Below are 17,676 nucleotides of genomic sequence, written 5' to 3'. Positions count from 1 at the left end.
GAACAAAAATGAAAAAAAGAGAATTTCGATGCTTTTTTTTTATTTTGAAGCGTAAAAATTGAGGACTGAAGCGTGAAAATACGGGACTAATCTGTGAGTACAAACAAAAAAAAGCTACAACTGTAGCTTTAGGAGTTCAACCAATTTTTAAATAATGGGGCCTTTTCTCGACTGATAATTATCTCCCGCTGGGGATCTTGGAGCAAAGTAACTTTCAACTTTCCGTTGTAGTAATTTTGAATGTTGTGTATACTGTCAATATGCAAAATATGCTGTCTATTAGCTCTGAAAAAAGCAAGTGGATCTAACTCTTCTTCCACCTCCTCCATCGTTTGACCAATGATAATCTTACTTTTGTCTTTTAACACCAAATGCGTTATTTTTAATTCAGAATAGATAAAGTCAATTTCTTCGACTTTCACTGTTTTAAATCCATCTTTATACGGAATTAAAAAACGCGAGCGATAAACAATTTCCTTTTTATTCAAACTACCCAAAATATGTTGGATGGAATCATTCAATCCCGCAGGATTCAAACTTTTATATTTCGCTAACGCTTGAATCAAATCTTCTTCTTGAACAGGTTTCATCAAATAGTCAATGCTATTCACTTTAAATGCTTTTAGGGCATATTCATCATAAGAAGTTGTAAAAATAACGGGAGTATCTACTTGAATTTGTTCGAAAATTTCAAAACAAAGTCCATCTTCCAGGCGAATATCCATAAAGATGAGATCTGGATTTGCATGGGTCTGCAACCAATTTACCGCCGATTGTACTCCTTCAACTACAGTCAAAACCACTATAGTAGCATCAATTTGATGCAAGAGACGCATAAGTTTATTCGCATTGCGTTCCTCATCTTCCACAATCAATACATTCATATCCCTATTTTTTAATTCGTATAATTTCTTTCTCTAATCGCTAACAAAGGCAACTTAACTAAGAATTCTTCTGTTGTACTACTGATTTGAACATCCAACTGACTCAATAAACGATAGCGATCAATGATATTGTCTAATCCAACTTTAGATGAAGGCAGTTCAACAACCAGTTTTTGTAAATTATTGCGCACCACCACGTATTCATTTACCACTTCCATGTGAATAATTAGCGGATGTTCTTTGGATGCCGTATTGTGTTTTACTGCGTTTTCTACCAATAATTGTAAAGCTATAGGTGCTACTGCATGTGTATGCTGAACTGCTTCTGGAATTTCAATAATCAATTCTACTTTTTGTCCCATACGCTCCTTAATCAGGTAGAAGTAGGAGGCTACAAAACTGATTTCTTCCTTTAAACTAATGGTATTTTTTCGAACATTGGAGAGCATATATCGATACACTAAAGCCAAATGGTCAATAAACTTCACAGCTACTTTTTGATCTTCAATCACTAATTCTGATAACGTACTAAAATTATTAAACAGAAAATGAGGATCCAATTGCATCTTCAGCGTTTCTAATTCTGCCTGACTTGCAATGCGTTCCAATTGTTCTGCTTTTAACTTTAATTCAGCTGCATCCATCATAGAGTTTTTCCAGTTTTTAATTAAAAAATAACCCGTGTGAATCACACTAATAAATATTCCAGTATTAATGCTAATCAACAGCGATTGCCAAATGTCTATTTTCGCTTCTAAATCCAATATTTCTCCCGGTTCATAGGGTATCCAAACCAAGTAAGCAATATTGAGTAAACAATACACAATAAAGATAGAGAGAATCAACAACACTAATTGAACTATCACACGCCAGGCGGCGGATTTTGTCCAAGGCAATACTTTGTTGAGTGCATGACTTAATCGCAAACTGATTTCGCTAATCAGAGTACAATACACTAAAATCATAATTCCCGATTGTAAAAAACCATCTTCATCAATGGTGGTATACCACTCTGGATCATAGGGATTCAATAAAAAGTGCGAAAACAAATACAACACCAAAACAGCTGGAATTACAACTAGCCGATAATGTTTGGTAAACAGCGATTGGTCAATATTATTTTTTTCTATACTTCTCTCCATATTTGTTATCAAAAGTAAACCACTTTTCACTGAATCGTTGAGATTAATCACCCAACAGGAATAATTATACGTTGAATCGTACAAATGTACTACTGTATCTCGACATTCCTTACCAAAGTACAGAAAAGGCGTAAAAAAAGCTAGCAGAATCTGCTAGCTTTATTATTTATTCGCTTAGAACTTATAATTTTTTCGTCCTATCTCCTTCACCACTACCGTTTTAGCAACACTATCGTGTAAGGTTTGTTTTTTGTCATTTCCGAAAAACAAAAAATAACCAATAAAGAATATTATCCCAGAAACAATTGACATAAAAAAGCGTCCCGTTGCTTGTCCGAAATCAATAGAATTACCTTCCATACTGAGACATCGAATATTCATCGCTCGTTGTCCTAGTGTTGCTTGTTCTACAGTTGAATGTAAAATAGCATAGTACAACCAAGGACCAACAATAGGAACAATACTGGCAAACAAGCAGATGAGTCGATCTATTATAAAAGATACCAATCGATCTCCGAAATTCGCATACTCAAAATAAATTTCACCTTGAGGTGTAAATAACGTTAGGTGCATTTTATCTGCATGATAAACCACATTACCTATTCTCTCTTCATATACTTGAGTATGATTTCCTCCTTCTATGTACATGGGTTTATACTGAAAGATATCTTGCAAATCTGCGATGTATCTTGCTTCCGTCCAATTTGCTAAACCTTCATACCAAATGAGAGTTTGCGCTTTAATTCCGATTCCGACCAATTCACTTTTAGAATAGGGTCCTTGTTTTTCACTGTTGTGAACAATAAAATAAATGGTATTCATAGACTTACTTCTTTATGTAAACATACAAAAGCATTTACTATCTTCACAACACTTTTTTCAACTATTTTACTTGTCAAAAGATACTAATTCAATTTCCTTTAAATCTTTATGGTTGAGCACCTCAACAATCAATTCGTTGTTTTTTAATTCTTTAATTTTAAATTGAAAATTTTCACCCATACTTGCACTGGACATGCGAATTAAATCACCTTCTAATACCCAAGAACCTTCGTCTTCGCTCAAACTGTACTTATCTACAGCTTTAAATTTATTGTCTTTGAGTTCAATGTGAACGGATGAAAGCTGATAAGCCATTCGCTTGGCACCTTTACATGATTCATCAAAAACAAAATGAGCAGCAATCCAATTCTTCTCTAAATTATCCTCTTTTACTAATTTAATCGATTTTGTTTCGATCTCATTACCACCATCTTCACTACTACAACTCATTAGTAATGATCCAAGACTGACTGAAACCATCACAGCCAACGTCCATTTAAAAACTTTTTTCATAACATAGTCTATTAAGGGGTTAAACAACAGTTACTTTTAATTTTTGTTTTACACTAAATATTTTTTTTCATCGTATCTAATTTAATAAAAAAAACCTTAACAATTAATTTTTTTATTAATTTTTATAATATAAATCATATTTTAACCAAATTAAATAAACAGATTAAAACAAAAAAGTTAAAACAATAAATTAAAGTTTAAAAAGACGTCTTTCTTTATTATTATTCTTGTACAAAAGTATCCGATATATTAGGGGGTAAAAATGACAAATATCATCAGTATTTACAATACTTTATCGATATTTAGAGTAAGGGAATAGCTCGAAATACAGCGCTCTTAAAATCAGTCTTTTATCTTGAAACAATTTTAAAAAAACGCTAATATTACCATTTTATTAACATAATGTATCTTTTTAAATTCCTCTCCTTCTCGCCTTACTTTAAGTTAAGTATTTACTAACACAAAACTATTCTTGGTCTTTTTATCTTAAATGAATCTAATTTATCACTAGAATATTTTATTAAAAACACACAAAAGGAATACAAAGCAAAAAAGTCCTTTTATTACAATAAAAAGGACTTTTTTTACTATTTTTTTTATTTAGGGGTACTTATACCTATTTCTACTACTTTTTTTTAACTAATTTCATTGGTTTTACTCCTAATTTTTGAAATAATTGTTGGTCTTCACCCAACGAAGGGTTGGGTGTAACTAGCAAAGTTTGTTCTTCTCCTGCAAAAATCGAGTTGGCTCCTGCCAAAAAACACCATCCTTGTTCAGCTTCATTCATTTCCAGTCGTCCTGCGCTCAATCTTACCATCGTGGTTGGTATCACAATTCGGGTTGTGGCAATCATACGCACCATTTCCCAACTATCGGTTTTCGGTCTATCTTCCATCGGAGTTCCTTTTACACGAGCCAAGGCATTAATTGGTACTGATTCGGGATGTTTTTCCATCGTTGCCAAAGTTAACAACATAGAAATTCGATCTTGATTGGTTTCGCCCAAACCAATAATTCCCCCTGAACACACTGTAATTCCTGCTTTTCGAACGGAATTAATCGTATTTAAACGCTGATCAAATGTACGAGTAGAAATAATATCTTTATAATGACTTTCAGAAGTATCTAAATTGTGATTATATGCGTATAATCCCGCTTCTTGTAAACGCTTTGCTTGATCATCAGTCAACATACCTAAAGTACAACACACTTCCATATCCAATGCATTTACCCCTTTAACCATATCAATTACTTTATCAAAGTCGCGGTTATCACGTACCTCACGCCAAGCTGCCGCCATACAAAAACGAGAAGATCCATTTGCTTTGGCTTTTTTCGCATGGGTTAAAACCGTTTCCAAAGGCAACAATCGCTGCACTTTAATATCCGTATGGTAACGAGCAGCCTGCCCACAATAGGAACAATCTTCTGGACAACCTCCCGTTTTTATGGAAAGTAAAGTACTTACCTGGACTTCAAGCGGGTTGTGGTATTGTCTGTGAACAGTTGCGGCTTGATAAACCAATTCCATAATAGGTAAATCATAGATGGCTTGTATCTCTTCAAACGTCCAATTATGTCGAATTGGGGCTTTACTTTCTTTCATTTGCTTCTTTGTTTTTAATAGTGAAGCGCCAAAAATAAGGGGGATGTTTAGCGTAGTACCCATCCGGTTTGAAGATAATAGCTAGACCAGTTTTGTGAGGGTTGGGCTTTGTGAAGTGGCTTTTTTGTTTTTTTGCAAAGTTGTGAGGAGTAAAAAACTCTTCTTAAATCGATAAATTTTACAACTTCACAAAGAACAAAGGGCAAACTAACAAAAAAAAAGAAGTCCCTGAAAAAAGGACTTCTTTTTTTAATCTAACCACACTTTTTACTTTTCAAATCCTCATTTGAAAATCAACACAAAGTTATGAGTGTACCGAAGTACACATCAACACGATATTTTATACGTTAAAAACAGAAGATTTTTTTTATCACTTACACACACTTCTTCTGTTTTTAAATAACTTGTATCTTTGCTTGTCTTGTTTGTGTTCTATATGTTTAAATCTATCTTAACACAACACATCGCTAAGATTAAATTCTTTACATTTGAACAATACAAAAGTCCAAATTAATTAAAATCTATTCTAGGACATTTGTCCTTCTAATGATAAATATATGTTAAGAATAAATCTTGATTTTTTATCCTATATTGAATCGATTGCGCATAAAGACATTATAGCTGATAAAATACAATTAATCCAATACAGTCCAAAAGATACCTTACTCACGCAAGGAGAACAAATCACAAAAATTATTGTGATTCGCGAAGGCATAACCAAGTGTTATATCACGGAAGAAAATGGGAAAGAATATATACCAGAGTTCTTAAGTCGAGGAGAAATAATGGGAGAAATTGAGTATTTAGGAAAAATGCCGTGTTTATGTTCAGTAGAGGCCTTATCTTATGTTGAGGCTTATGTTATTCCGTTATCTATTTTTGATCACTTACTCAAAACGGATATTACCTTCAATAACGTATTGCTCTCTGTAGAGGCATTACGCGTTTATCACACGAGTGAACGAGCTTCTTTTCAACAACTATATACCGTTGAACACGCTTTAGAAAAACTATTACACTTACAAGAAAAAAACCAAGTGGATATCTCCAAAGAAGATATGGCATCCTATTTAGGTATCACCACACGAACGCTGAATCGCGCTTTGAAAAAAATTCAAGGAGAGGAATAAAGAGAATAACTAATTCAGTTATTCTCTTTTCAACTAAAAATTAAATCCCACGGATAGTTGGATGTACTTAGCTTGTTCAAAATAATTTTTATATTCAGGTGCTGTTCTAACATTGTAATTATTCCAATGATAATGTAATCCTACAACTGCTCGAAATCCTTTTTCTACCTTGTATTGATAATCAGCACCGATTAAAAGTCCTGTTCCAGACATGGATTTAATTTTAACACCTGGGCCAGAAGAAGCAAAAGAGGTATCATAAATTCCAATTTCAGGTTTAACCGTGCTTTTTTCAGTTACATCTACTTGATAAAAAACAGATGCTCCTCCCTTTATTTGTCTAGAATTTTTTACATTTCCTATCATTTGCGTATCGTTGACTTTTAACCTGGTAAATCCAGTAAACAAAGTTAATCCTACATTCTTGTAACGAACAATCCCTAATTTAACCTCAGCTCCCATATTGTGTAAACGATGGGAATCAGCCACCATATTATCACCAAAATAAAAAGAATTCACAAAATAGAAACTTGTATTTCGCATCCATATTACTTTACTTGTAGAATCTTTTTCTTGTCCATAAGCATAAATACACATCACATTTACAAACAAAAGCAAAGTCACTTTTTTTAGATTAATCTTTATTCCCATTTTACTTTTTATTAGCAATATCAATCCTACCTAAATCAAAAAATTGTCTTGCTCCTGTATTTTTACCATCAAATAATACTTGTTGGTACTTATCAAGATATAGTATATAAACATAGTTTCCTCGAGGAAAACTCATCTTAAACGCTCCATTTTTATCGGTATAAACAGCATTTATTATCGTATAAGAATCATACCATTCCATAGCTAATGTATCCATACCACTCTGCCACTCATCGCTTAAATAAGTATCAATACCAACCCTTTCATGTGGTAAAGGTTGTCCGTTCTTTAAAATTATTCCTTGTACTACATAACGTTCTGAAGCATCAAAATGACGTTCTGAACAAGAAATTAGCCCAAGGAGAATAAAAAAAACAAAAAGTATTTTTATTTTCATCACACACTAATTAACTTAAATTTAAGCTAAAATAATAAAAAAACGAATCACACTAGGCGATTCGCTTTTTTATTCCATATAAAAGATAAACTATTTCATAAATTGACTTACATCAACTTGTAATCCTTTGGCAATGCGCATTCCCAAATCAGCATCAGCTCTAAACCAATGGCACAATTGACGCAAGATAATCTCTTCGCGTTTTGGTCCATCAATTCCACTCATAGCCCCTACAATATTATTTACTGTATTAGCTTTGGCTTCCTCTGTCATAATGCGGTATAAGTTACCCGGTTGTGTAAAGTGGTCGTCTTCCCCTACTCCATTTCGATCATAGTGATCTGCTACTACATGAGTACCTAAGTCTAAAGCAGGCTCTTTATAACTTTGATCTACGACCATGGAATCAAAACTATTTGGGTAATAGTTTGGTTCACTTCCACCATTTCCATCGACGCGCATGGCTCCATCTCGTTGATAGTTATTTGTTGCAAATGGGCAACGATTTACTGGGATTTGTTCGTAGTTAGCGCCTAAACGGTAGCGTTGTGCATCGGGATAAGATAAAATACGTCCTTGTAACATGCGATCTGGAGAGAACCCAATTCCATCTACAATATGCGTAGGTGCAAAAGCAGCTTGCTCAACATCTTGGAAGTAATTTGCTGGATTCTCATTCAACTCCAACACCCCCACATCTATTAAAGGGTAGTCTTTATGTGGCCAAACTTTAGTTACGTCAAATGGATTCACTTTTGCCACGCGACTTTCCGCTTCTGTCATCACTTGGATTTTCAGATTCCACTTCGGAAAATCTCCTTTTGCAATATGTTCAAATAAATCGCGTTGTGCATAATCCATATCCGTTGCGCGCATCTGATCGGCTTCTGGTCCAGTCAAATTTTTAATTCCCTGAGCCGTTTTGAAATGGAATTTTACATATACGCGTTCATTTTCTGCATTAATCATCGAGAAGGTATGACTTCCATATCCATTCATATGACGGTATCCAAAAGGTGTACCGCGATCTGACATTAAAATCAATACTTGGTGCAAACTCTCTGGGTTTAATGACCAGAAATCCCACATCATCGTAGCTGATTTTAAGTTAGTCTGTGGATGGCGTTTTTGGGTGTGAATGAAGTCGCTAAACTTCTTCGCATCTTTAATAAAGAATACTGGCGTGTTATTGCCAACTAAATCCCAGTTTCCATCTTCTGTATAAAATCGCAAAGCAAACCCACGTGGATCGCGTTCTGAATCTGCTGATCCTTTCTCTCCTCCAACGGTAGAAAAACGCAAAAATACTTTAGTCTGTTTTCCTACTTCATTAAAAAGCTTTGCTTTAGTGTATGCGGTAATATCATTCGTTACCGTAAATGTTCCGTATGCACCCGAACCTTTTGCGTGTACAACACGCTCTGGAATGCGCTCACGATTGAAATGCGCCATTTTCTCATGCAAGATGTAATCTTGTAACAATACGGGACCTCTTTCTCCTGCTGTCATTGAATTTTCGTGTTCTACATAAGGTCTACCTGAAGCGGTTGTTAGTTTTTTGTTTTCCATAGTTTTGTACTTTATTCTGTTAATTTGTATTCCAAATATACTAATTATCAAACCCTTACCCTAGAACTTATAATACCTATATGTTATAAAAGAATAAATTAAATCTATGACGAAAACAAAATCGATAGTTAAAAATGATTATTTGATAGTGAGGTGGTGAGGTCCTTGGTTATCGGTTATCTGTTATCAGAAAGAAGAAAGAAGAAAGAAGAAAGGAGTGAATAAATTTTCTGATTTAAGGATATTTTTTCTTTAATCGGTAATCTGACGAAAAAGCAACTTGCAAAAACACAAAAAAGCAAAAAAACAAAAAAGCACCTTTATAAAATAAAGATGCTTTTGTAGTATCGTAATCTTCCTTAGTTATTCGGAAAAATCTTCAAAACTTTGGAACAGTTTTCTCTAATTTCTGCCACCATCTCTGGATGTTCGTTTAGTTTAAGTCCATAAGAAGGGATCATCTCTTTGAATTTGCTCTTCCATTCAGGAGAGTTGAATTCTGTAGGGAAGCAATTAGCCAACAATTTCAACATAATAGCCGTTGCTGTTGATGCTCCTGGAGAAGCTCCTAATAAAGCGGCGATTGAACCATCAGCAGCGTTTACCACTTCCGTTCCGAATTGTAAAATTCCTTTTCCGTCTTTATCTCTCTTAATTACTTGTACACGTTGTCCTGCGTGTTCTACTTTCCAATCTTCCTCTTGTGCGTCTGGGAAGTACTCTCTTAGGGCTTCGTACCTTGATTTATCTGATTGTAATACTTGTCCGATTAGGTATTTGGTCAAATCTAAATTGCGCATTCCCGCTCCTAACATTGGACCGATATTATTCAATTCTAGCGACTTAAACAAGTCTAAATTTGATCCTTTTTTCAAGAATTTCGTAGAAAAACCAGCGTAAGGTCCAAATAACAGGGAGTGTTTTCCGTCGATAAAACGCGTATCTAAGTGAGGTACTGACATCGGAGGTGCTCCTACTGATGCTTTTCCGTATACTTTAGCCATGTGTTTTTGAACGATTTTCGGATTGTTACATACCAACCATTCTCCTCCAACAGGGAAACCACCGTAACCTTTACTCTCGGGAATATCTGCTTTTTGCAACAACAAGATTGCTCCACCTCCAGCACCTACGAAAACGAATTTCGCTTTTACTTTGCGTTGTTCTCCCGTTTGTTCATCTTTTGCAGAAACGCTCCATTTGTCGCCTTTTCTCTTAATATCGGTTACTTGATTATTGAAGTGTACATTGACACCATCTTCCGTAGTCAAGTGTTCAAAAATTTCTCTTGTTAACTCCCCAAAGTTCACATCTGTTCCGATTGGCATATAAGTAGCTGCATATACATCCTCTAGCTTTCTTTCTTCCATTAACAAAGGAGCCCAAGTTTTAATTTGGTTTACTTCTTTTGAAAACTCCATGCCGTGAAACAACGGATATTTTTGAAGCTCATTGTATCTTTTCTCTAAGAAACTTACATTATCTTTCCCCCATACGAAGCTCATATGTGGCACAGAATTAATAAACTTACGAGGGTCTTTTAATACATTCTTTTTTACCAAGTATGACCAGAACTGCCTTGATACTTCAAATTGCTCAACAATGCTAATTGCTTTTGTTGCATCAATGCTACCATCAGCTTTTTCTGGTGTATAGTTTAATTCACAAAATGCAGAGTGTCCTGTACCCGCATTATTCATTGCGTCTGAACTCTCAGCCGCAGCGCGATCTAAACGCTCTAAGATTTCAATTTTTAGGTTCGGATTTAATTCTTTTAGTAAGATTCCAAGCGTAGCGCTCATGATTCCAGCTCCTACCAAAACAACATCAACCTCAGATTTTTGTATACTTGACATTATATCGAATATTTATTTATATGCAAAATTAATTTTTATCTACAGGAAAAACAGTTTTTTACTGCTAAATTTTTAAAAAAGAACGAATTAAATCGCATTACGCCCCATATAATCTTGTAAGATAATAGTAGCTGCGATTTCATCAATCAACGCTTTATTCTGTCTTTGCTTTTTCTTTAAGCCACTATCAATCATGGTTTGAAAGGCCATTTTTGAAGTAAATCGCTCGTCAATACGCTCTACAGGCATTGTGGGAAAAGTTTTGGTAAAGGCAGCAATAAACTCATTTAAAATAGGCGTTACCTCCGATGGCTCGTTATTCAAGCGCTTTGGTTCACCTATTATGACTCTATCTACTTTTTCCTTCTGAAAATAATCGTTCAAAAAAGACATCAATTCACTGGTAGTCACCGTAGTTAACCCCGAGGCAATAATTTGCAACTCATCTGTTACAGCAATACCCGTTCTCTTTTGACCAAAATCAATAGCTAGTAAACGTCCCATTTTAGTAAGTAAATGTCCCGTATGTGGATTGAATCGTTAATTTTTTATCTGCTGAAGCTTCTACGCGTCCTACAATTTGCGCTCTCACGTTGAACGATTGAGCAATTGCAATAATTTCTTCTGCAATAGCAGGATTTACGTATAATTCCATACGATGTCCACAGTTGAATACTTGGTACATTTCTTTCCAATCTGTTTTTGATTGTTCTTGTATCAATTGAAACAACGGTGGTACCTCAAATAAATTGTCTTTGATAATATGTAGATGATCTACAAAGTGTAAAATTTTTGTTTGTGCTCCACCACTACAGTGAATCATTCCATGCACATCATCTGCTTTATATTGATCTAAAATCGCTTTGATGATGGGCGCATAAGTTCTCGTTGGAGATAACACTAATTTTCCAGCGTCGATTGGTGCATTAGCAACGGCATCCGTCAATTGTACTTTTCCTGAATATACTAATTCTTCTGGAACAGATGAATCATAACTCTCCGGATATTTAGCAGCTAAAGAATGATCAAATACATCATGACGAGCAGAAGTAAGTCCGTTACTTCCCATTCCCCCATTGTATCCTTTCTCGTAAGTTGCTTGACCAAAAGACTCTAATCCAACAATTACATCTCCAGCTTGGATATTAGCATTGTCAATTACATCGCTGCGTTTCATACGCGCTGTAACAGTAGAGTCTACGATGATAGTACGCACTAAATCACCCACATCAGCCGTTTCTCCTCCTGTAGAGTGAATCGTTACGCCAAATGATTTTAATTCTTCAATTAATTCTTCTGTTCCATTGATGATCGCTGAAATTACTTCACCTGGAACTAGGTTTTTATTACGTCCAATTGTGCTTGACAACAAGATATTATCTGTTGCACCTACACACAATAAATCATCAATATTCATAATTAAGGCATCTTGAGCAATACCTTTCCAAACAGAAATATCTCCTGTTTCTTTCCAGTACATATAAGCTAATGACGATTTTGTTCCTGCTCCATCAGCATGCATAATCAAACAATATTCTTCATCTCCAGTTAAGTGATCGGGAATAATTTTACAGAATGCTTTAGGAAACAATCCTTTATCTATGTTCTTTATTGCATTGTGAACATCTTCTTTCTCAGCAGAAACTCCGCGAAGCGCGTATCTATTACTTGAACTCATAAATAGTGTGTTGTTTGTGCAAATTTAATGCGAATGTTATTGTAAAACAAAGCTTTTTACATTAACATTTTTTTACCTCTTTTTTATTTATTTTTTAAACATTTAGAAAACAAAAAAATCTACTAATTCGAATTAGTAGATTCTTTTTCTTAAATTTCTTGAAGAAGTTCAATTAATCTATCGATCTCTTCTTTCGTATTTTCATGACTGAATGACAATCTTAAGCTCGGTTTCTTCAAATCTTCTTCGTTTAAGAACTGTGCTAAAACGTGTGATGGTTTTTGACTTCCCGATTGGCATGCACTTCCTCTTGACACTGCAATTCCTTTCATGTCTAATTGAAATAACATCATCGCTGCTTTTTCTTGTGTCATTGGCAACAACACATTCAGAATATTATAAAATCCTGTACTGTTTCCGTTGAATTTCACCTCTGGATAAACTTCCAACAAACGTTGTTGACAATATGATTTAATCGCTGCAATGTAAGCACTTTCTTCTTCTAATAAGTCATAGGCCATTTCTAAAGCTTTTGCCATCCCTACAACTTGGTGTACTCCTTCTGTTCCAGCGCGCAACCCTTTTTCTTGCTCTCCTCCATGGATAGCGGGTTTCAACACATTTTTCTTGCGGATAAAAGCAAATCCAATTCCTTTTGGTCCGTGAAATTTGTGTGCACTAGCTACAATGAAATCAATAGGTAAAACACTTAAATCGATTCTTTTCTTTCCAACCGATTGTACCGTATCACAGTGAAACAAAGCGTCATGGGTTACACATAAATTAGCTACCTTTTCAAGATCTAATTCTGTTCCAACTTCATTATTCACGTGCATTAAACTCACCAATGTTTTGGTATCCTCTTTTAGGAGGTTTTCCAACTGTACATAGTCAATTTCACTGTTTGGATTAATTGATAGAAATACTACTTCAATACCATATACTTGAGCCAAATGCTTGACTGTATTTAAAACGGCATGGTGTTCCAATTGAGTCGTAATAATTCTCTTCACTCCTAAATCGCGTACAGCAGAAAGCAGAATCCAATTGTTTGCCTCTGTACCACAAGAAGTAAAAATAATCTCTGAAGAATTGGCATTAAATTGTTTGGCAATTGTTTTTCTTGCTCCTTCAATTAACGCTTTCGCATGCCGTCCGATTGAGTAGGTCGATGAGGGGTTCCCATAATCATTTCTCAATACTTTCACCATCTCTTCAATTACTTCTGGGCGGACTGAAGTAGTTGCGGCATTATCCAGATATATTTGTTTCATTACTTAATTAGTTAGCGCAATCGTCGTTGCTTCATTCGCATAAAGCAACTTCTTTTTTTGTCATTTTTTTATTTGATGTACAAATGTAAGAAAAACAAAAAAGATAATGAACTTATCTTGGCTTTTTTGATTGAAGTGAAAATTAGCTATTTTGAGTCTGATTAAAGGCATTTTCAAGTTGCATAGCAGGGCTACGGAAGGAAAAAATGGCAAAAAGTAGACTCAAAAGAGCAATTTTTTAACCAATTAGAGAAAGTCGAGATGAGTTCAATACTAAAAAATGTGTTTACCTTGTGAAATCTTCACAAAAACCTCTTGCTAAAACACTTAGCCTCTCTTTCGAACTTCACTTCAACATGTATCTTCCCAAAAGGACCAAGTTAAAAGAGAAACTTCCCTTCCGATTATTCTACTTTATATCTTGACTTAGGTCAATCTTTTTTGAGGTGAATTGAGTGAATTTTGTCTAAAAAAAATGGAAGCTAAACAACTTTTAAAAAACCTTTTAACCTTAACAAATCAAATCAAACAAGCAGCACTAAACCTTGAATTACTTTCAGATATAGATTTAAACACAAGACCTCAACCTGCTAGTTGGAGTATTTTAGAATGCGTCGAGCACCTCAATCGCTATGGGTATTTCTATATTCCAGAAATTGCAATTAAAATCAGTACTTCACCCTATCACTCTCCTTCTCCTACCTTCAAAAGTGGATATTTTGGCAATTACTTTGCGAAGCGTTTACTTCCCAAAGTCAAACTCAATAAAATGAAAACGCCTCGAGCGATGAATCCTAGCAATAGCAAACTAAACCGCAGTGTATTGACTATTTTTATCCAACAACAAAATAGCTTAATTGCTTTATTAGAACAGGCAAAGACAATTGATTTAAACCGGACAAAAACCTCCACGCTCTTTGGGTCATGGGTTAAATTGCGACTAGGAGACACCTTAAAAATTGTAGTTTTTCACAACCTTAGACATTTAGAGCAAATCAAGAACATTGTACATCAGCAAAAAACAGAGCGTCTCAACTACTTTTACTAAAAAAAGGCTGTGAGTCGAATCCCCAAGGTCATATAATTGAACGGACTTCGATCTGTAAACAATTCAGGTTCTCCTGGATCGAGAAAATCTTTATTTAAATGATAGGTATATTTCGATTGACTGTGATTAAAATCAGAATAAAGGGTCGCTCCTAAGTTAGATGCAAAATTATAAGTTAAAGCTAGTCCAGTTGTCACTTGAAGGGCATTTTTCGGTTTATAAGAAGCAAGAATAACACCTTCTTTTTCTTCAACGGTTAATTGATCTTCTGGCGCGTTTATTTTTAATTTCACATGTCCATTTGCCGCAATACTATATCCGACTAATCCTTTAATCATCAGATTCCAACGATCTGAAAAGTGAATCGCATAATAAGGCCCAATTCCGATATTTAAATTTCCTAGAGATTCTGTAGCAATATCAGCTTCTTTTATATATTCTGGTGTATTTTCATCTACAGGAACACTCACCCTACTCTTATTAAAAGGGAAACCAGCTACTGTAAATTGACCTCCTACACCCCAATTTTTGGTAAAGAAATAAGCCCCTTCAATTCCTGCTTCCCATCCCATCTTCGCTAAAGTTTCTTCTTCCTCATCTTCAATAATACTTTCAAAGGCACTAGCATATCCTAATTTCATTGCGAGAAATGAGGGGTTTTCACTATCTTCTAGTTTGGAAAGTAAACTCAAATTATCTCCTTTATTTCCATAAAACTTATCGACAAAAAAATAGGCTAATTGAGAAGATAATATTCCTATTCCCGCTCCTGCGAAAACGTCAGATACCCAATGCCTGTTGTTTAATCCGCGTCCAACAGCTGTCATCGTAGCCATGCTATATCCCCCTATAGAATAAGCGGGATTGACTAAACCATACTCTCGATCTAAGAATGCAGCATTATTAAAAGCATTCGCACTATGTCCAGAAGGAAAAGAATTTTTAGATGATCCATCTGGACGCTCTACTTTGGCAGTATACTTAATTCCATTAACAAGAATAGCCATGATTGCCACACTGGTTGCATACGTGATTGCGGAGCGTTTAAATTCATTTCTTCCCTTTACACCTGCCCCTTTCAGTCCAAAAGTTACTGCAGCAGGTGCATATTGTAAATAATCATCAAAACGATATTTAAAAGTTGGAATATAGCGCTCTCTTTTTTCTTTGATATCCTCTCTACTGTTCCATGTTGCAGCAGAAGCTCCAAACAATAAGGTGGGTACAAAACCAATTTTCACCGCCTCTTTATCCCAAAAACTAGATTTGGGCGTAGTAAAAGTTGGTAAAACTAAAGAGTCATTCTTTGTATAAGCTGGTGTGGGTTTTAACTGTTGACTGTATCCCATTAAAGCACTCCCTAGGCAAAACCACACAAAAACTACTTTGATATTCATTTTCCTCTTTTTAAAACGAAATAATTTTATTTTCTAAGGACAAAAATATTATTTTCCTTCACTGTATTTCCCTTTATTATACAAAAGGTATTCAGATTATTTAAAATAACTTCCTGTTTTTACAGTATTTAAAAACATAAAAGAAATTACCTATCCTCATTTTCTTTTATCGCACAGCTACCTCTTAAAAACAGCTCAAAGTAATCCTTTGCTATTTTTATTCTATTCCTTCTCTTTGCTTTTAAATTTATTTCTACCTTTCCTCTGCGTTTTCACTTGTCATACAAGTAAACGAATAATCACAACCAAAAAAACAATTAGAATGAATACGAGAACATTTGAAAATAAAGTTGTTCTACTAACTGGAGCAGACGGTGAAATAGGCACAGCTCTCATCAAAGAAATTATAGCGCGAAAAGCACGCAAAATATACGTTACAGGAATAGCCTTAGATCGTCTAGATCAAGTCGCTTCTATCTTTCCAAATCACCTTACTCCTGTTTTCATCGATGTAACCAACGAAGAGACAATTCGCAAAGCAGTAGAACAATGTCAGGATGTTGATATCTTGATTAACAACGCTGGAGTTGAATTAAAGTCTAATTTCACAGGAGAACAAGCGGGAAAAAAAGCCTTATTGGAGATGCAGATTAACTATATTGGCATTATACATATGGTCAATTCCTTTCTTCCTATTTTACAAAAAAGAGAAGGAAGTAGTATCCTCAATATTTTATCCGTGGGTAGTCACACCGTCATCAGGCCTATTGCAACCTATTGTGCATCCAAAACCGCTGCACATTTACTGACGCAATCACTACGCCCCGAACTCGCCTTATTAGGTATTGAGATTATTGGCGTTTATCCGGGTTATGTCGATTCAACCATGTCTGCCGAGATACAAACAGAAAAGATTTCTTTGGTAGATTTAGCTCAAAATATTTGCGTTGATTTTGAAAAAGGCTTACTCGATATCTTTCCCGATCCAATGTCAAAGAAGTTATTTGAGCAATTCCCTATTTTTATGCCTCAATTAGATTAATTCTATCGCACTGTTAATTCTCAATCACAAAAAATGATTACACTAGTTCCTTATCAAGCCTCTTACTATGATGCGTTAGTATCTTATGACTTAGATCCACAACAGGTCAACTTCGCACTTACCCCAAAACAGATTTTATCCAATCCTGCTATACTAACAAAACCATTGCGCAAGCAGTACTGTATTCTATATCATGGGAACCCCATCGGATTTTTTTCTTTGGATCTGTCCGATGATCGACTCATCTATACCCCTAATACCTCATCGATCTTATTACGTGCCTTATCCATAAATCCACAATTTCAAGGAAAAGGAATAGCTAAAGCTGCTCTTCTTATACTCCCTGACTTTATACAACAACACTATCCCGGAATAGACGAAATTGTTTTTGGTGTAAATTATGAAAATACGGCTGCTTATCACCTTTATTTAAAAACAGGATATCGCGATTCAGGTCGAACCTACCAAGGTGTAAAAGGACCTCAACATTGTATGTTTATGAATCTTGCATCACACGTATAAAAACTTCGACATCGTATACTCAAGGTAAGAATATTCTACAGTAATACATAAAAAATCTCCAAGCAAAACTTGTACTTGGAGATTTTTTTATTCAATATCATCAATAGCAATTCCTTGTTTTGCCAATACTTTTTTGGCAATA

At 35.0% G+C, this 17,676-nt stretch carries 17 protein-coding genes; 4 read left to right on the top strand and 13 right to left on the bottom strand.

Annotated features, from left to right (window positions below):
• Nucleotides 1–128: 128 nt before the first annotated feature.
• The 5 genes from HX004_RS12745 to bioB all read right to left on the bottom strand — a co-directional run bounded on the left by HX004_RS12745 (nucleotide 129) and on the right by bioB (nucleotide 4,970).
• Nucleotides 129–884 (bottom strand): LytR/AlgR family response regulator transcription factor, encoded by a 756-nt coding sequence (locus HX004_RS12745; RefSeq protein ID WP_286442955.1) that lies wholly within the window; start codon nucleotides 882–884, stop codon nucleotides 129–131.
• Between the two features lie 11 nt (nucleotides 885–895).
• The gene (locus HX004_RS12740) at nucleotides 896–2,026 is read right to left on the bottom strand and encodes a sensor histidine kinase (protein WP_286442954.1); all 1,131 of its coding nucleotides are present in this window, start codon (nucleotides 2,024–2,026) and stop codon (nucleotides 896–898) included.
• Nucleotides 2,027–2,200: 174 nt separating this feature from the next.
• Nucleotides 2,201–2,848, bottom strand: coding sequence for an RDD family protein (locus HX004_RS12735; RefSeq protein ID WP_286442952.1), 648 nt, complete (start codon nucleotides 2,846–2,848; stop codon nucleotides 2,201–2,203).
• Nucleotides 2,849–2,914: 66 nt separating this feature from the next.
• On the bottom strand, nucleotides 2,915–3,361 hold the full coding sequence (locus HX004_RS12730; protein ID WP_286442951.1) for a hypothetical protein: 447 nt from the start codon (nucleotides 3,359–3,361) through the stop codon (nucleotides 2,915–2,917).
• 625 nt (nucleotides 3,362–3,986) lie between these two features.
• Nucleotides 3,987–4,970 carry a biotin synthase BioB gene (gene bioB, locus HX004_RS12725; RefSeq protein WP_286442950.1) on the bottom strand — a complete coding sequence of 328 codons (984 nt, stop codon included), beginning with the start codon at nucleotides 4,968–4,970 and terminating at the stop codon, nucleotides 3,987–3,989.
• A gap of 557 nt (nucleotides 4,971–5,527) precedes the next feature.
• On the opposite strand from bioB, the gene HX004_RS12720 reads away from it, so the two are divergent.
• Nucleotides 5,528–6,100 carry a Crp/Fnr family transcriptional regulator gene (locus tag HX004_RS12720; protein ID WP_286442949.1) on the top strand — a complete coding sequence of 191 codons (573 nt, stop codon included), beginning with the start codon at nucleotides 5,528–5,530 and terminating at the stop codon, nucleotides 6,098–6,100.
• A gap of 33 nt (nucleotides 6,101–6,133) precedes the next feature.
• On the opposite strand, the gene HX004_RS12715 is transcribed toward HX004_RS12720, so the two are convergent.
• The 7 genes from HX004_RS12715 to HX004_RS12685 all read right to left on the bottom strand — a co-directional run bounded on the left by HX004_RS12715 (nucleotide 6,134) and on the right by HX004_RS12685 (nucleotide 13,525).
• Nucleotides 6,134–6,751 carry a hypothetical protein gene (locus HX004_RS12715; protein WP_286442948.1) on the bottom strand — a complete coding sequence of 206 codons (618 nt, stop codon included), beginning with the start codon at nucleotides 6,749–6,751 and terminating at the stop codon, nucleotides 6,134–6,136.
• A 1-nt stretch (nucleotide 6,752) separates the two neighbouring features.
• Nucleotides 6,753–7,148, bottom strand: a complete 396-nt coding sequence (locus HX004_RS12710; RefSeq protein ID WP_286442947.1) for a transthyretin-like family protein — start codon at nucleotides 7,146–7,148, stop codon at nucleotides 6,753–6,755.
• Between the two features lie 90 nt (nucleotides 7,149–7,238).
• The gene (locus HX004_RS12705) at nucleotides 7,239–8,717 is read right to left on the bottom strand and encodes a catalase (RefSeq protein ID WP_286442946.1); all 1,479 of its coding nucleotides are present in this window, start codon (nucleotides 8,715–8,717) and stop codon (nucleotides 7,239–7,241) included.
• 359 nt (nucleotides 8,718–9,076) lie between these two features.
• The gene (locus HX004_RS12700) at nucleotides 9,077–10,573 is read right to left on the bottom strand and encodes a malate:quinone oxidoreductase (protein WP_286442945.1); all 1,497 of its coding nucleotides are present in this window, start codon (nucleotides 10,571–10,573) and stop codon (nucleotides 9,077–9,079) included.
• A gap of 87 nt (nucleotides 10,574–10,660) precedes the next feature.
• A complete protein-coding gene (gene ruvX, locus HX004_RS12695; protein ID WP_286442944.1) occupies nucleotides 10,661–11,077 on the bottom strand; it encodes a Holliday junction resolvase RuvX in 417 nt (138 codons plus the stop codon).
• 1 nt (nucleotide 11,078) lies between these two features.
• A complete protein-coding gene (locus HX004_RS12690; RefSeq protein ID WP_286442943.1) occupies nucleotides 11,079–12,251 on the bottom strand; it encodes an AIR synthase related protein in 1,173 nt (390 codons plus the stop codon).
• A 149-nt stretch (nucleotides 12,252–12,400) separates the two neighbouring features.
• Entirely contained in the window at nucleotides 12,401–13,525 is a 1,125-nt protein-coding gene (locus tag HX004_RS12685; RefSeq protein WP_286442942.1) for a cysteine desulfurase family protein, read from the bottom strand.
• Nucleotides 13,526–14,000: 475 nt separating this feature from the next.
• Between HX004_RS12685 and HX004_RS12680 the strand changes: the two genes are divergently transcribed.
• Nucleotides 14,001–14,573: a DinB family protein gene (locus HX004_RS12680; RefSeq protein ID WP_286442940.1), complete on the top strand. Its 573-nt coding sequence runs from the start codon at nucleotides 14,001–14,003 to the stop codon at nucleotides 14,571–14,573.
• On the opposite strand, the gene HX004_RS12675 is transcribed toward HX004_RS12680, so the two are convergent.
• Nucleotides 14,570–15,970: a phosphatase PAP2 family protein gene (locus HX004_RS12675; protein ID WP_286442938.1), complete on the bottom strand. Its 1,401-nt coding sequence runs from the start codon at nucleotides 15,968–15,970 to the stop codon at nucleotides 14,570–14,572. The two genes, HX004_RS12680 and HX004_RS12675, sit on opposite strands and share 4 nt — an antisense overlap.
• 322 nt (nucleotides 15,971–16,292) lie before the next feature.
• Here HX004_RS12675 and HX004_RS12670 point away from each other — a divergent pair, with 322 nt between their 5' ends.
• Nucleotides 16,293–17,012: an SDR family NAD(P)-dependent oxidoreductase gene (locus HX004_RS12670; protein WP_286442937.1), complete on the top strand. Its 720-nt coding sequence runs from the start codon at nucleotides 16,293–16,295 to the stop codon at nucleotides 17,010–17,012.
• A 33-nt stretch (nucleotides 17,013–17,045) separates the two neighbouring features.
• Nucleotides 17,046–17,534: a GNAT family N-acetyltransferase gene (locus tag HX004_RS12665; protein WP_286442936.1), complete on the top strand. Its 489-nt coding sequence runs from the start codon at nucleotides 17,046–17,048 to the stop codon at nucleotides 17,532–17,534.
• The last annotated feature ends 142 nt before the right edge of the window (nucleotides 17,535–17,676 follow it).

It is taken from the genome of Myroides sp. 1354 (assembly GCF_030324495.1).
Classification (GTDB): domain Bacteria; phylum Bacteroidota; class Bacteroidia; order Flavobacteriales; family Flavobacteriaceae; genus Flavobacterium.
This window is presented reverse-complemented; position numbering and strand designations above follow the sequence as displayed.

What these genes read in the sequence shown, in the direction of transcription:
- HX004_RS12745 (WP_286442955.1), bottom strand. Translation starts at nt 884, where the DNA reads ATGAATGTATTGATTGTGGAAGATGAGGAACGCAATGCGAATAAACTT.
- HX004_RS12740 (WP_286442954.1), bottom strand. Translation starts at nt 2,026, where the DNA reads ATGGAGAGAAGTATAGAAAAAAATAATATTGACCAATCGCTGTTTACC.
- HX004_RS12735 (WP_286442952.1), bottom strand. Translation starts at nt 2,848, where the DNA reads ATGAATACCATTTATTTTATTGTTCACAACAGTGAAAAACAAGGACCC.
- HX004_RS12730 (WP_286442951.1), bottom strand. Translation starts at nt 3,361, where the DNA reads ATGAAAAAAGTTTTTAAATGGACGTTGGCTGTGATGGTTTCAGTCAGT.
- bioB (WP_286442950.1), bottom strand. Translation starts at nt 4,970, where the DNA reads ATGAAAGAAAGTAAAGCCCCAATTCGACATAATTGGACGTTTGAAGAG.
- HX004_RS12720 (WP_286442949.1), top strand. Translation starts at nt 5,528, where the DNA reads ATGTTAAGAATAAATCTTGATTTTTTATCCTATATTGAATCGATTGCG.
- HX004_RS12715 (WP_286442948.1), bottom strand. Translation starts at nt 6,751, where the DNA reads ATGGGAATAAAGATTAATCTAAAAAAAGTGACTTTGCTTTTGTTTGTA.
- HX004_RS12710 (WP_286442947.1), bottom strand. Translation starts at nt 7,148, where the DNA reads ATGAAAATAAAAATACTTTTTGTTTTTTTTATTCTCCTTGGGCTAATT.
- HX004_RS12705 (WP_286442946.1), bottom strand. Translation starts at nt 8,717, where the DNA reads ATGGAAAACAAAAAACTAACAACCGCTTCAGGTAGACCTTATGTAGAA.
- HX004_RS12700 (WP_286442945.1), bottom strand. Translation starts at nt 10,573, where the DNA reads ATGTCAAGTATACAAAAATCTGAGGTTGATGTTGTTTTGGTAGGAGCT.
- ruvX (WP_286442944.1), bottom strand. Translation starts at nt 11,077, where the DNA reads ATGGGACGTTTACTAGCTATTGATTTTGGTCAAAAGAGAACGGGTATT.
- HX004_RS12690 (WP_286442943.1), bottom strand. Translation starts at nt 12,251, where the DNA reads ATGAGTTCAAGTAATAGATACGCGCTTCGCGGAGTTTCTGCTGAGAAA.
- HX004_RS12685 (WP_286442942.1), bottom strand. Translation starts at nt 13,525, where the DNA reads ATGAAACAAATATATCTGGATAATGCCGCAACTACTTCAGTCCGCCCA.
- HX004_RS12680 (WP_286442940.1), top strand. Translation starts at nt 14,001, where the DNA reads ATGGAAGCTAAACAACTTTTAAAAAACCTTTTAACCTTAACAAATCAA.
- HX004_RS12675 (WP_286442938.1), bottom strand. Translation starts at nt 15,970, where the DNA reads ATGAATATCAAAGTAGTTTTTGTGTGGTTTTGCCTAGGGAGTGCTTTA.
- HX004_RS12670 (WP_286442937.1), top strand. Translation starts at nt 16,293, where the DNA reads ATGAATACGAGAACATTTGAAAATAAAGTTGTTCTACTAACTGGAGCA.
- HX004_RS12665 (WP_286442936.1), top strand. Translation starts at nt 17,046, where the DNA reads ATGATTACACTAGTTCCTTATCAAGCCTCTTACTATGATGCGTTAGTA.